This is a genomic window from Palleronia abyssalis, from assembly GCF_900302445.1.
Taxonomy (GTDB): domain Bacteria; phylum Pseudomonadota; class Alphaproteobacteria; order Rhodobacterales; family Rhodobacteraceae; genus Palleronia; species Palleronia abyssalis.
In genome coordinates, this window is the sequence record NZ_ONZF01000003.1 from 262,316 (window position 1) to 275,221 (window position 12,906).

The window sequence follows — 12,906 nt, forward strand, 5'->3', positions numbered from 1 at the left end:
TCGCAGGGGCGTTACCCCTGCGCTTTTTGCCAGTCCTTCTGGATCTTCTTTCCAAGCGACCACTTATGCACTTCGGTCGGCCCGTCATAGATGCGGAAGGCGCGGATTTCGCGGAATATGCGTTCCACCGGCGTATCGGCCGTGACGCCCTGCCCGCCCATGACCTGCACGCAGCGGTCGGCCACGCGCATCAGCGCCTCGGACACCGCGACCTTCGCCATCGAGGATTCAGTCGTCCCGCGACTGCCCCGGTCCAGAACATCGGCGCACCAGAAGGTCATCAGTTCGGCCTGCTGAAGGTCGATGCGGTTCTCGGCCAGCTGGAAGCCCACGCCCTCATGCTCGATCAGGGGCTTGCCGAACGCGTGGCGGCGGCAGGTGTAATCCGTCGCGATCTCCTGACTGCGATAGCACGCACCCAGCCAGCGCATGCAATGGGTCAGCCGTGCGGGCGCCAGACGCACCTGCGCATACTTGAACCCCTCGCCCGCCTCGCCCAGCATCTGGTCGGCGGGGACGCGCAGGTTCTCGATGGCGATCACGGAATGCCCCCCGGGCATCGAGCCGTCGATCGTGTCCAGCACCCGTTCGATCCTTATCGCGGGGTCGGGCAGGTCCACGAGGAACATGCACGCGCCCTCATCGGCCTTGGCCATGACGATGCCGATGCCCGCGCCCTGCGCCCCGGTGATGTAGGTCTTGCGCCCATTGATCACCCAGTGATTGCCGTCCAGATGGCATTCCGTCTGCATCATCGACGGGTCCGAGCCCGCGCCGCCATCCTCGGCCGGTTCGGTCATGAAGAAGGCGGACCGCTTTTCGCCCGCAATCATGGGGGTCAGGAACCGCTCCTTCAGCTCGGGGCTGCCGACATGGCCCAGCAGGAACATGTTCCCCTCGTCGGGCGCCGAGACGTTCACCGCCAGCGCCCCCAGCGTCGACAGCCCTGCCCGGATCAGCATCGCCGCCGTCTCGCGGTGGGTGAAATGGGTGCCGTCGTCGCGCACATGCGGCGTCATCAGCCCCGCCTCGCGCGCCAGCCCCCGCAGCTCGTGCACAAGGTCGTCGGTGGGGCCGTGCATGTCGTGGCGGGGGTCTTTCTCGTACGGGATGATCGTGTCGCGCACGAAGGTCTCGATCCGGGCGGCGATGTCGCGCGCCTCGTCCGACAGTCCGGTGATCTGGTCCAGCGGGGTCATTTCGGGGCCATCCTTATTGCGCCGTCGAGGCGGATGACCTCGCCGTTCAGCATGGGGTTCTCAACGATGGATTGCACCAGCTGCGCGTATTCCTCCGGATCGCCCAGCCGGTTCGGGAATGGCACCTGAGCGCCAAGGCTGTCCTGCGCCTCCTGCGGCAAGCTTTCCAGAAGCGGGGTCAGGAACAGGCCCGGCGCGATGGTCATCACGCGGATGCCGTGGCGGGCGAATTCGCGCGCGATGGGCAGCGTCATGCTGACCACACCGCCTTTCGACGCGGCATAGGCCGGTTGCCCGATCTGCCCGTCGAAGGCCGCGACCGAGGCGGTGTTGATGATCACCCCAGCCTCGTCCCCGTCACGATCGCCAACCAGGCGGGCGGCGAACTTCGACAGCACGTTGAAGGTGCCGATCAGGTTGATGGTCACGATCTTCGAGAACTCGGCCAGCGGCATCGCGTTGCCCTCGCGGTCCACGACCTTGCCCGGCGGCCCGATGCCTGCGCAGTTCACGAGGATCCGCGCCTTGCCGTGCAGCCCCTCGGCGGCGGCGATGGCCTCTTCCACCGCGGTCTCGTCGGTGACGTCGACCGCGTGGAAACTGCCGCCCAGCGCCTCGGCGTGAGCCTCGCCCCTTTCGGCGTCGCGGTCGAAGATGGCGACTTTCGCGCCCTGCCCCGCTAGTCGCGCGGCGGTGGCCCCGCCCAACCCCGAGGCCCCGCCCGTCACGATGGCGATCTGTCCGTCGATCTTCACGTCTTTGCCTCCCAGTCTTGCATGTAGTCCGTCTCGGCCACGCGGCCCGTGAACGCGGGCGCGCGGCGCGCCTTGAAAGCGGCGACCCCCTCGGCCGCGTCCGGACCGGCCAGACAGGCCGAGATCGCGCGGCTTTCATACGCGTGCGCCTCGGCCGGGTGCGCCGCGCCCAGTCCGCGCAGCAACAATGCCCGCGTCACCGCGACCGACGGGGCCGAGGTCTGCGCGGCGATCTCCCGCGCAAGATCCATCGCGCGGGGCAGCACGTCGGCTGCGGGCAGCGCCTGCAACGCCAGCCCCTTCGCGGCCGCTTCCTTACCCAGGAAGGTCCGCCCCGACAGCATCCACTCCATCGCCTGCTCCAGCCCCACGATCCGGGGCAGGAACCAGCTGCAGCAGCTTTCGGCGCAGATGCCGCGGCGGGTGAACGGGAAGGCCAGCTTGGCGTCTTCGGCCACGATGCGGATATCCATGCCCAGGGTGAAGGTCAGCCCGAAGCCCACCGCTGCGCCGTTCATCGCCCCGATCACCGGCTTTCGCATGTCGTACAGCCGCAGCACCGTGACCCCGCCCACATCGGGCGGCACACCTTCGCCCGTGGCCGGGTCGCCGCCTTCTGGCAGGTCGAACCCGCCCGAGGCAAGATCGGTCCCCGCGCAGAACGCGCGTCCTTCGCCGGTGACCACGACGGCGCGCACAGCGTCGTCCGCGTCGGCCATGTCCAGCGCGCGGATCAGCTCGGCATGCGTCTCCATCCGCGCGGCATTCAGCTGGTCGGGCCGGTTGAACCGGATCAACGCCACGCCGTCCTCGACCCCGTAGAGGATATCGTGGAAGCTCATGCCAGGCGCTCCACCGCGATGGCCGTCGCCTCGCCCCCGCCGATGCAGATCGACGCGACGCCCTTCTTCAGGTCCCGCGCGGCCAGCGCATGCAGCAGCGTCACGATGATCCGCGCGCCCGAGCACCCGATCGGATGGCCCAGCGCGCAGGCCCCGCCATTCACGTTCACCTTGTCATGGGGCAGGTCCAGGTCGCGCATCGCGGCCATGGCCACCACAGCGAAGGCCTCGTTCACCTCGACCAGATCGACGTCCTTCAGCGACCAGCCGGTCTTCTCCATCAGCTTGCGGGTGGCTGCGATGGGCGCGGTGGTGAACAGGCTCGGCGCCTGCGCATGTCCCGCATGGCCCCGGATCACGGCCAAGGGCGTCAGCCCCATCTTCTCGGCCACGCTTCGACGCATCAGCGCCAGCGCCGCCGCCCCGTCCGAGATGCTGGACGAGTTGGCCGCCGTCACCGTCCCCCCCTCGCGGAAGGCGGGCTTGAGGTTCGGGATCTTCTCCGGCTTCGCGCGCCCCGGCTGCTCGTCGGTGTCCACATCGCCCAGCGCCACAATCTCGCCCGCAAAGGCACCGCTTTCGATGGCTTTCTTCGCCCGGGCCAGCGACTCCAGCGCATACTCATCCTGTGCAGACCGGGTGAACTGATACGCCTCGGCGCAATCCTCGGCAAAGGTGCCCATGGCGCGCCCCTTGTCATAGGCGTCCTCCAGCCCGTCGAGGAACATGTGATCGACGACCTTGCCGTGCCCCGCACGATACCCCATACGCGCCTTTTCCAGCAGGTAGGGCGCGTTCGTCATGCTCTCCATCCCGCCAGCAACGACGATGTCGGCGGACCCCATGGCGATGGCATCATGCGCCATCATTGCGGTCTTCATGCCCGACCCGCAGACCTTGTTCAACGTCGCACAGGGCACGCCCTCCGGCAGCCCGGCCCCCATCGAGGCCTGCCGCGCCGGCGCCTGGCCCAAACCCGCTGGCAGCACGCAACCCATCAGCACCTCGTCCACCCGGTCGGGCGCGATCCCGGCGCGGTCCAAAGCGGCGCGGATCGCCGCCGATCCCATCTCGGGCGCGGATTGCTTTGACAACGCCCCCATGAAGCTGCCCATGGGCGTGCGCGCCGCCCCAACGATGACCACCGGATCGTCCATGACCGTCCTCCCTGACGCAATTTACTCATCGGTAACGCGCCCGGAAGCCAAGCGGAAGGGGTGGGCTTTCCCTTCCCGCACGTCCCGCCTACCCTCGCCCCGAAACGGCCAGGGAGGGACAAGATGCCGGGCAAGTATTTCGAGGAGTTCGAGGACGGTCAGGTCTTCGACCACGACTGGACGCGCACAATCACCGAAGCCGACAACCGCTGGTTCTCGCTTCTGACGATGAACCCCCAGCCTTTGCATATCGACGCCCATTACGCGGCGACCGAAACCGACTTCGGCCGCCCGCTGGTCAATTCCCTGTTCACCCTGGGCCTGATGGTCGGGATGAGCGTGAACGACACGACCTTCCGCACCACGGTCGCGAATCTCGGGATGACCGACGTCAAGTTCCCCCACCCCCTGTTCGAAGGCGACACCGTCCGCATCCGCACCACCGTCCTTTCGAAGCGCGAAAGCCGCAAGCGTCCCGACGACGGCATCGTCAACTTCCGCCACGAATGCTTCAACCAGGACGGCGTCCTGTGCGGCACCTGCGACCGCGCCGCCCTGATGCGAAAGCGCCCGGCATGAGCGATCTGCAAGGCAGCCGCGTCCTGATCGTCGGCGGCACCGGCGGCATCGGTCTCGCCACCGCGCGCACAATGAAGGCCGCCGGCGCGACGCTGACCCTCGCGGGCCGCGACCCCGACCGCGCCCGAGCCGCCGCCGAAACCCTCGGCGCCCATGCCGTCACCGGCGACGCGGCCAACCCCGACGACGCCACCCGCATGATTGCCGAGGCGCGCGAGGCGATGGGCGGGATCGACGTGCTTATGTGTTCGGCCGGGGGCGATCCGATGCCACGGCTCTTGAAGGACATCCCGGTCGGCGACGTCATGGCCGACATCACGGGTGTTCTCGCCCCCGTCGTCACGCCCGCCCGCGCCGTCTATCCGGTGATGGCCGACCAGGGCGGCGGCTGTATCCTGCTGGTCGCCTCGGACGCAGGGAAAACCGCCACGCCGGGCGAAGTCGCCATCGGCGCCGCCATGGCCGGGATCGCAATGTTCGCCCGCGCCATGGCGATCGAGGTCAAACGCCAGGGCATCCGCGTCAATTGCCTGACCCCCTCGATCGTGCGGGGCACGTCCCTCTACGACAAGCTGATGGCCGACCCCTTCGCCAGCAAACTGTTCCAGAAGGCAGAAGCAATGGCCCATCTTGGCGTGGCCGAGCCCGAAGATCTCGCCCATCTCGCAACATTCCTCGCCAGCCCCGCGGCGGCGAAGATCACCGGCCAGACGATCTCGGTCACCGGCGGTATCTCGGCCATCTGATCCACCGCGCGCCGCCTTCACCCGATCCTAACGCGCGCCGGAGCATATCCACCCCGCGCGCCACGACGAAGACAGCGAAACTTGATCGAGAGGGGCCGTGCGGCCTGACACCCCGCACATCGCCCCGATCACAGGTTTCACCGGTGAGACCACGACCGGGGGTGACGCCCCGTCTCGACCCATTCGCGACAGGCGGGCCCGCCCTCTTCCTCGCATCGTCGAAAGCAGAACAGCCCGGCGCCTCACCAAGGCGACCCCGGGCCAATCCCGCATCCGCATTCATCCTTGTCAGAAATACCCCACGGGGGTCCGGGGGTGTGAAACCCCCGGTCCGCGCTCACCTCTCGCCGCTGACCCACCAGATCGCGACCAGCCCCGCGGCCAGCGCCGCCACGGTTGCGGCAATTCCCAAAAGGAACGTCCCGGTCGTCGAATCCACTTCCAGCACGATCAGCTTGCGCACCACCGCCAGCATCCCGATCACGATGACGGTCCGAAGCTGGCCGAGTCCATGCTCGCCCGAAACCAGCTGCCGGATGGAATGCGCCAGCTCCAGCGCGATGATGGCGGCCAGAACCCGGTCGAACAAAGTCTGGAACTGGCCGTAGTCCAGCGTCGCGTTTTCGGCCAGGGTGGTGTCGATCAGGGTCCGGAAGAACGCCCATGTCGCCAGGAACACCACAGCGACCATCCCCACGAGGATCAACGCGGAAATGACCTGTTCGACCCGCGAATAGGCGCGGATGAATCGGCTGTCCGGTGTGGACATGACGTCTCCTCCCTTGCAGCGATCTCGGCCTTCAACCCTAGCCCGTGATGCCCCGACGGAAAGCCCGACCCCTTGCGCCCCCCCGTCCGGCCCCATAAGAGGCACGCGATCGAAAAGGGGGCCCGCGATGTCGCGTCTCGTCATGAAATTCGGCGGCACGTCCGTCGCCACGCTCGACCGTATCAAGCGGGCCGCCAAGCGCGTCGCGCGTGAGGTTGCGAACGGCCACGAGGTCATCGTCATCGTCTCGGCCATGTCCGGCAAGACAAACGAACTGGTCGGCTGGGTGAACGAGACCTCGCCCTTCTACGACGCGCGCGAATACGACGCCGTCGTCAGCTCGGGCGAAAACGTGACCGCGGGCCTCATGGCGCTAACATTGCAAGAGATGGAGATTCCCGCCCGGTCCTGGCAGGGCTGGCAAGTGCCGCTGAAGACGAACGGCGCCCACGGCGCCGCCCGGATCGAAGAGATTCCGACCGCCAACCTGGACGCGCGCTTCGCCGACGGGATGAAGGTCGCGGTGGTCGCGGGCTTTCAGGGCATCAGCCCCGAAGGACGGATCACCACGCTGGGCCGGGGCGGATCGGACACCACCGCCGTCGCCTTCGCCGCCGCCTTTGATGCGGTGCGCTGCGACATCTATACGGATGTGGACGGCGTCTATACCACCGACCCGCGCATCACCGCCAAGGCCCGCAAGCTCGACCGCATCGCGTTCGAGGAGATGCTCGAGCTTGCATCGCTCGGCGCCAAGGTGCTGCAAACACGCTCGGTCGAGCTGGCGATGCGCTACAATGTGAAACTCAGGGTGCTCTCCTCGTTCGGAGAGTATGACGAGACCGCGGGAACGCTGGTCTGCGCGGAGGACGAGATCATGGAATCCAATGTCGTGAACGGCGTCGCCTATTCGCGCGACGAAGCCAAGATGACCCTTCTGGGGGTCGAGGATCGCCCGGGCATCGCCGCGGCCATCTTCGGGCCGCTGGCCGATGCGGGGATCAACGTGGACATGATCGTCCAGAACATCTCGGAAGGCGGCAAGACCGACATGACCTTCTCGTGCCCCGTCGACCAGGTGGCCCGCGCGAAGAAGTCGATTGAGGACGCCAAGGCGTCCGGCGCCTACGAATTCGGCGAGCTTGTGGCCGATCAGGACGTGGCCAAGGTGTCCGTCGTGGGCATCGGGATGCGCAGCCATGCGGGCGTCGCCGCGCACATGTTCAAGGCGCTGAAGGACGAGAACGTCAACATCAAGGTCATCACCACGTCCGAGATCAAGATCTCGGTCCTGATCGACCGCAAGTACATGGAGCTGGCCGTTCAGGCACTGCACGACGCGTTCGAACTGGAAAAGATCGGCACCGCCTGATCCCTGCCCGGCGGCCTCTCGCCCGGGTGAAATTCCCGGGCACCGGGCACCCCGGTGCCGCAGGGGCATCCCTTGGCGTCTTTCCAGAACGGCTCACGTCCCCTAAGAGCAGTTAGGGTTAATCGGGCCGCGAGCGGTCGAGAAAGGTTGCGGGGACGCGCGCCATGCCAAATCGCAGCGAGAGCGAAAGCGAAAGCCGCAAGCTGCTGAAGCGCTTGCGCGACACCCTTGCCGAGGAAAGCGAGGGGCAGGAACGGCTCGACCATATCACCACGATCATCGCGTCATCGATGCAGACCGAGGTCTGCTCGATCTACCTGTTCCGCGACCCCGAAACGCTGGAGCTCTGCGCGACCGAGGGCCTGAACCCCGCGGCCGTCCACCAGACCCGGATGCGTCTGGGCGAGGGCCTGGTGGGGCGCGTCGCCCGGCTGGGGCAGAACATCAACGCCGCCGACGCGCCCTCCACCCGGGGCTTTCGCTACATGCCCGAGACGGGCGAGGAGATCTATTCCAGCTTCCTCGGCGTGCCGATCCAGCGCCTGGGCGACAAGCTGGGCGTGCTGGTCGTCCAGTCGAAAGAGGCGCGCGGCTATACCGACGACGAGGTCTACGGCCTGGAAGTCGTCGCCATGGTGCTGGCCGAGATGACCGAGCTTGGCGCCTTCGTCGACGACAGCGCGGCCCTGTCGGCCCGCCACCAGCACCCCGTCATGGTCCGCGGCACCGTCGGACAGGAAGGCACGGCCGAGGGGCACGTCTGGCTGCACGAGCCCCGCGTCGTCGTCACCAACCCCGTGGCCGAGGATACGCAGGCCGAGATCGCGCGCCTGAACGACGCGATCCGCCAGTTGCAGGTCAGCGTCGACGACATGCTGGGCAGTGCCGGGATCGCCGACAAGGACCAGCGCGACGTGCTGGAAACCTATCGCATGTTCGCCCATTCCCGCGGCTGGATCCGGCGCATGTGCGAGAACATCGAACGCGGCCTGTCAGCCGAAGCCGCCGTCGAGAAAGAGCAATCCTCGGCCCGCACGCGCCTGCAATCGGCATCGGACGCCTATATCCGCGAGCGGATGCACGACCTCGACGACCTGTCGCGCAGACTCTTGCGCATCCTGACCGGCCAAGGGTCCGAGACGGGGGCCGAGATGCCCGCCGACCCGATCCTGGTCGCGCGCGACATCGGCCCCGGCGACCTGCTGGATTACGGGCGCACGCTGAAGGGCATTGTTCTGGAAGGCGGATCGGTCGGCAGCCACGCCGCGATCATCGCCCGCGCCCTGGCCATTCCGCTGGTCATCCACGCCGATCACATCACGACCGAGGCGCTGAACGGCGATCATATCATGCTGGACGGCGAACAGGGCATCGTCCACCTGCGCCCAGAGGAAAACATCGCCGCCGCCTTCCGCGACAAGATGGCGATGCAGGCGCAGGCGCAGGAACGCTATGCCTCGCTGCGCGACAAGCCCGCCACGACGCTGTGCGGCACCACCGTGTCGCTGACGATGAACGCCGGGCTGATGGCCGACCTGCCCTCGCTGGCCGGATCGGGGGCCGAAGGCGTGGGCTTGTTCCGGACCGAGCTGCAGTTCCTTGCCAACCGCTCGATGCCCCGGCGCGGCGATCTGGCGAAGCTTTATAGCCGCGTGATGGACGCAGCCCAAGGCAAGCCGGTGGTGTTCCGCACCCTCGATATCGGGTCGGACAAGGTCCTGCCCTACATGAAGCGCCCGGACGAGCCGAACCCGGCCCTGGGCTGGCGGGCCATCCGCGTCGGGCTGGACAAGAAGGGCGTGATGCGGATGCAGCTTCAAGCGCTGATCCGCGCCACGGCGGGCCGGACGCTGGATGTGATGTTCCCCTTCATCGCGCAACTGGACGAGTTCCGGGCCGCGCGCGACATCCTCGACCGCGAGATCGAACGCGAGCGTCGGCTGGGCCATACCCTGCCCACGCAAATCCGCGTGGGCGCGATGCTGGAAACGCCGTCGATGGTCTTCGCCCCCGATGCCTTCTTCGAAGAAGCCGACTTCATCTCGATCGGCGGCAACGATCTCAAGCAGTTCTTCTTCGCCGCCGACCGCGAGAACGAGCGGGTGCGTCGCCGGTACGATACGCTGAATATCTCGTTCCTGAACGCGCTTCAGATGATCGTGGACCGGTGCCACGCCTTCGGCACGCCCTTAAGCTTCTGCGGCGAAGACGCGGGCCGTCCATTGGAGGCGCTGTGCCTTGCGGCCATCGGGCTGCGTGCCCTGTCGATGCGCCCCGCCTCGATCGGGCCGGTCAAGAACCTGCTGCGCCGGGTGGATATCGGCGAGGCGCGCGAGGTGATCGAAACCGCGCGACACAGCCGCCAGCAAAGCGTTCGCGAGCCGATCAACCTGTGGCTGACCGAGATGCTGACCCGAACCTGATCGGCCGAAGCCGGGTCGGTCAGGCGTGATCCAGGGTCAGTGTCACACGCTCGCCCACGAAATGGGACGTGCCGAACTCGACAGGGCGGCCGGCCGGATCGACGCTGAGGCTGACGCCAAGGATCAGGGCAGTCCCGGCGGAAATCTGCAAAAGCGCGGCCTGCGCCGGGTCGGCCGTGACGGCGGTGATCCGGGTCGTGCGCCGGGTGTAGTCTGGCACACCCGCGCGGGCCAGCGCCTCGGTGACCGACGACAGTTCGGACAGGGCGTCCGCCAGCCCCGGCAACCGGTCTTCGGGAAAGGCCGAGGCGAACAGGGCGATCGGCACCCCGTCAGACAGGCTGATCCCCTCGGTCGCGATGACGCGCCCGGACGTCGAAATCTTCAGCGCCTCGGCTTCGGCCTCTGTCGGATTTCGCGTCTCGATCAGGGTGGTGTGGCGTTTCGGGAAGCGCCCGGCGGCCGAAATATTGCGATGGAACCGCACCTTCGGGCCCAAGGCATACTCGGCCGGTCTTGACGCAACGAAAACACCGACGCCCCGCCGAGAGTGAAGCAGCCCCTCCTGCGACAAGTGGGCCAGCGCGCGGCGCACGGTGTGGCGGTTCACGCCGAACCGCTTGGACAACTGCGCCTCGGTCGGAAGGCGCGCGCCCGGTGCACGGACGCCCTGCGCGATTTCTGCGCGAAGCGTCTCGGCAATGGAAGACCAGATCGTTTCCGCCGTCATGGAGAATTTGTGACACCTTCACGACCGCCTGTCTACTTGTCGATCCACCGTTGTCCACTTGTCGACACCCCAGCATGGGGGCCGTGCGGTCGTATGAAGGGCCCGATCAGTCCCGCCCGGCAATCGCCCGGTGGAGGTTCAGGACGGTCTGCGCCTGCTTCAGGTGGGGAATGTCGATCATCTTGCCGTCGAGGCCCACCGTCCCCGCCCCCGGTTCGGCCTCGAACGCGGCGACGACACGTTCGGCATGGGCGACGACCTCGGGCGACGGGGCGAAACTGTCGTTGATCGGCGCGACCTGCGCGGGGTGGATGGCCAGACGACCCGCGAACCCCTCGCCAGCCGCCCGGGACGAAGATTGGCGCAGCCCCGCCTCGTCGCGGAAATCGATGTGCAGGGTGTCGATGGCCGCCACCCCCGCGGCCTTCGCAGCCAGAAGCACCTGCACCCGCGCCATCCTGTAGATCAGCGCCCATTGCCCCGTTTCGGGATCCAGGTTGGTCGCGGCCCCCAGCGCGGCGGACAGATCCTCGGCCCCCCATGTCAGGCCGATCAGGCGCGGCAGGGGGATTTCCGCGAACTCGGCCAGCTTCAGCGTGCCGGCCGCGGTTTCGGTCGCGACGGGCAGGATGCGGGTGCGACCGGCGGCGATCCCGTGCGCCGCCTCGAACGCGTCGAGCCACAGCGACAGGACGCGCACGTCGTCGGCCCCTTGCGTCTTGGGCAGCACGATGCCGTCCGGCGCCCCTGGCATGACCGCCGTCAGATCACCCAGCGCATCCTCGTCCAGCGGATTGACCCGGACATAGATCAGCGGCCTGCGCGCGTCCCCCGGTCGGGCGGCCAGATGCTCCAGAACCAGATCCCGCGCCGCCGCCTTGCCGGCCGGGGCGACGCTGTCCTCAAGGTCCAGGATCAGGGCATCGGCGCCCGACATGTCGGCCTTGGCCAGCTTGCGTTCGCTGTCGCCGGGAATAAAAAGCCAGGATCGGGGCGTCATTTCGGGCATTCAATCCATCCTTGTGCAGGTCCCCATGTCTTAGCTGCCGGGCCCGCGTTCCCCAAGCCCCGCGCGGCGGCGGTTTCGCTTCGGGCCATGGCGCAGTATGACCCCCACACCGGGGCACGGAGGATTTACATGTCGGAGATATCGACCCAAGGGGCGAACGCACCGCTCAGCGGTCTGCGCGTGGTCGAACTGGCGCGGATCCTGGCAGGGCCATGGATCGGGCAAACCCTCGCCGACCTGGGCGCCGAGGTCATCAAGGTCGAAAGCCCCGAGGGCGACGACACCCGCCGTTGGGGGCCCCCCTTCATCGACAGGCCGACACCCGAAGGCGGGACCGAACGGGTCGCCGCTTATTTCCACGCGGCCAACCGTGGCAAGACCTCGATCACCTGCGACTTCCGCGACCCCGCCAAGCTTGAACGGCTGCGCGACCTGATCGACGGGGCGGATGTCGTGGTAGAGAATTTCAAGGTCGGGGGGCTGAAGCGCTTCGGGCTGGATTACGAGACGCTTTCAGCGCGCAACCCGGGCCTGGTCTATGCCTCGGTCACGGGCTTCGGGCAGTCGGGGCCACGCGCACGGCAGCCGGGATACGACTTCCTGATCCAGGGCATGTGCGGCATCATGGACCTGACCGGAGAGCCCGAGGGCCAGCCGCAGAAGATCGGCGTCGCGTGGATCGACATCTTCACCGGGCTTTACGGCGTGATCGGAATCCAGGCCGCCCTGGCCGAGCGGGTCCGGTCGGGGCGCGGGCAGCACGTTGACCTGTCGCTTCTGGATTGCGGGGTCGGTGTGCTGGCCAATCAGGCCGCGAACCACCTTCTGGGCGGCACCCAGCCCACCCGCCTGGGCAACGCGCATCCAAACATCGTGCCCTATCAGGTCTTCCCCGCCGCCGACGGCTTCCTGATCGTGGCCTGCGGCAACGACCGGCAGTTCGCCGCCTTCTGCGACGTGCTGGGGCGCGCCGAGCTGGCAGCCGATCCCCGGTTCGCCACGAACGAGGCTCGGGTCGATCACCGTGACATACTGTGCGCGGACCTCACGCAGGCGACCGCCATGGTGGACCGGGATACGCTGATCGGCCGGCTCGAGGCGGCTGGGGTGCCCGCGGGGCCGATCAACACGGTCCCCGAAGCGCTGAGCGATCCCCAGATCGCCGCCCGGGGCATGCGCGTCGCACCAGAGGGGATGGAGGGCCTTAGAACCCCGATCCGCTTCGGACGCAGCGACATGACGGTGGACCGGGCAGCCCCGGCCCTTGGGGCGGGCGATTGGGGGTTTCGCGCGCGCAAGACCTGAAGCTTTCCGCAAAGGCGTAC

The 12,906-nt window shown here is 67.6% G+C and carries 12 protein-coding genes; 5 read left to right on the forward strand and 7 right to left on the reverse strand.

Features of this window, described 5'->3' with window-relative positions:
• Positions 1-11: 11 nt before the first annotated feature.
• From PAA8504_RS08570 to PAA8504_RS08585, 4 genes are read right to left on the reverse strand one after another with little or no spacing between them, the layout of a single operon-like run.
• Positions 12-1,199, reverse strand: a complete 1,188-nt coding sequence (locus PAA8504_RS08570; RefSeq protein WP_181375738.1) for an acyl-CoA dehydrogenase family protein — start codon at positions 1,197-1,199, stop codon at positions 12-14.
• Positions 1,196-1,954: an SDR family NAD(P)-dependent oxidoreductase gene (locus tag PAA8504_RS08575; RefSeq protein WP_108893769.1), complete on the reverse strand. Its 759-nt coding sequence runs from the start codon at positions 1,952-1,954 to the stop codon at positions 1,196-1,198. The genes PAA8504_RS08570 and PAA8504_RS08575 overlap by 4 nt, the downstream gene beginning before the upstream one ends.
• Positions 1,951-2,796 (reverse strand): enoyl-CoA hydratase-related protein, encoded by an 846-nt coding sequence (locus PAA8504_RS08580; protein WP_108893770.1) that lies wholly within the window; start codon positions 2,794-2,796, stop codon positions 1,951-1,953. Before PAA8504_RS08580 ends, PAA8504_RS08575 begins: the two co-directional genes overlap by 4 nt.
• Positions 2,793-3,953: an acetyl-CoA C-acyltransferase gene (locus PAA8504_RS08585; RefSeq protein ID WP_108893771.1), complete on the reverse strand. Its 1,161-nt coding sequence runs from the start codon at positions 3,951-3,953 to the stop codon at positions 2,793-2,795. Before PAA8504_RS08585 ends, PAA8504_RS08580 begins: the two co-directional genes overlap by 4 nt.
• A gap of 123 nt (positions 3,954-4,076) precedes the next feature.
• Between PAA8504_RS08585 and PAA8504_RS08590 the strand changes: the two genes are divergently transcribed.
• Together PAA8504_RS08590 and PAA8504_RS08595 are read left to right on the forward strand one after the other, a co-directional pair.
• Positions 4,077-4,532, forward strand: a complete 456-nt coding sequence (locus tag PAA8504_RS08590) for a MaoC family dehydratase (protein WP_108893772.1) — start codon at positions 4,077-4,079, stop codon at positions 4,530-4,532.
• Positions 4,529-5,278, forward strand: coding sequence for an SDR family NAD(P)-dependent oxidoreductase (locus tag PAA8504_RS08595; RefSeq protein ID WP_108893773.1), 750 nt, complete (start codon positions 4,529-4,531; stop codon positions 5,276-5,278). The genes PAA8504_RS08590 and PAA8504_RS08595 overlap by 4 nt, the downstream gene beginning before the upstream one ends.
• Before the next feature lie 337 nt (positions 5,279-5,615).
• Here PAA8504_RS08595 and PAA8504_RS08600 read toward each other — a convergent pair whose 3' ends face one another.
• Positions 5,616-6,047, reverse strand: a complete 432-nt coding sequence (locus PAA8504_RS08600) for a phosphate-starvation-inducible PsiE family protein (RefSeq protein ID WP_108893774.1) — start codon at positions 6,045-6,047, stop codon at positions 5,616-5,618.
• A 127-nt stretch (positions 6,048-6,174) separates the two neighbouring features.
• On the opposite strand from PAA8504_RS08600, the gene PAA8504_RS08605 reads away from it, so the two are divergent.
• Together PAA8504_RS08605 and ptsP are read left to right on the forward strand one after the other, a co-directional pair.
• Positions 6,175-7,419, forward strand: coding sequence for an aspartate kinase (locus tag PAA8504_RS08605; protein WP_108893775.1), 1,245 nt, complete (start codon positions 6,175-6,177; stop codon positions 7,417-7,419).
• A 164-nt stretch (positions 7,420-7,583) separates the two neighbouring features.
• Entirely contained in the window at positions 7,584-9,842 is a 2,259-nt protein-coding gene (gene ptsP / locus PAA8504_RS08610; protein ID WP_108893776.1) for a phosphoenolpyruvate--protein phosphotransferase, read from the forward strand.
• 19 nt (positions 9,843-9,861) lie between these two features.
• Here ptsP and phnF read toward each other — a convergent pair whose 3' ends face one another.
• Together phnF and PAA8504_RS08620 are read right to left on the reverse strand one after the other, a co-directional pair.
• A complete protein-coding gene (gene phnF, locus PAA8504_RS08615) occupies positions 9,862-10,572 on the reverse strand; it encodes a phosphonate metabolism transcriptional regulator PhnF (protein WP_108893777.1) in 711 nt (236 codons plus the stop codon).
• Between the two features lie 106 nt (positions 10,573-10,678).
• Positions 10,679-11,581: an HpcH/HpaI aldolase/citrate lyase family protein gene (locus PAA8504_RS08620; protein WP_245897571.1), complete on the reverse strand. Its 903-nt coding sequence runs from the start codon at positions 11,579-11,581 to the stop codon at positions 10,679-10,681.
• A gap of 129 nt (positions 11,582-11,710) precedes the next feature.
• Between PAA8504_RS08620 and PAA8504_RS08625 the strand changes: the two genes are divergently transcribed.
• Complete coding sequence (locus tag PAA8504_RS08625; RefSeq protein WP_108893778.1) at positions 11,711-12,886, forward strand: CaiB/BaiF CoA transferase family protein; 1,176 nt, start codon at positions 11,711-11,713, stop codon at positions 12,884-12,886.
• Positions 12,887-12,906 lie beyond the last annotated feature (20 nt).

Excerpts from the sequence above, each read along its gene's own strand:
- PAA8504_RS08600 (WP_108893774.1), bottom strand. The coding sequence starts at position 6,047 with ATGTCCACACCGGACAGCCGATTCATCCGCGCCTATTCGCGGGTCGAA.
- phnF (WP_108893777.1), bottom strand. The coding sequence starts at position 10,572 with ATGACGGCGGAAACGATCTGGTCTTCCATTGCCGAGACGCTTCGCGCA.
- PAA8504_RS08620 (WP_245897571.1), bottom strand. The coding sequence starts at position 11,581 with ATGCCCGAAATGACGCCCCGATCCTGGCTTTTTATTCCCGGCGACAGC.
- PAA8504_RS08585 (WP_108893771.1), bottom strand. The coding sequence starts at position 3,953 with ATGGACGATCCGGTGGTCATCGTTGGGGCGGCGCGCACGCCCATGGGC.
- PAA8504_RS08590 (WP_108893772.1), top strand. The coding sequence starts at position 4,077 with ATGCCGGGCAAGTATTTCGAGGAGTTCGAGGACGGTCAGGTCTTCGAC.
- ptsP (WP_108893776.1), top strand. The coding sequence starts at position 7,584 with ATGCCAAATCGCAGCGAGAGCGAAAGCGAAAGCCGCAAGCTGCTGAAG.
- PAA8504_RS08625 (WP_108893778.1), top strand. The coding sequence starts at position 11,711 with ATGTCGGAGATATCGACCCAAGGGGCGAACGCACCGCTCAGCGGTCTG.
- PAA8504_RS08605 (WP_108893775.1), top strand. The coding sequence starts at position 6,175 with ATGTCGCGTCTCGTCATGAAATTCGGCGGCACGTCCGTCGCCACGCTC.
- PAA8504_RS08580 (WP_108893770.1), bottom strand. The coding sequence starts at position 2,796 with ATGAGCTTCCACGATATCCTCTACGGGGTCGAGGACGGCGTGGCGTTG.
- PAA8504_RS08595 (WP_108893773.1), top strand. The coding sequence starts at position 4,529 with ATGAGCGATCTGCAAGGCAGCCGCGTCCTGATCGTCGGCGGCACCGGC.
- PAA8504_RS08570 (WP_181375738.1), bottom strand. The coding sequence starts at position 1,199 with ATGACCCCGCTGGACCAGATCACCGGACTGTCGGACGAGGCGCGCGAC.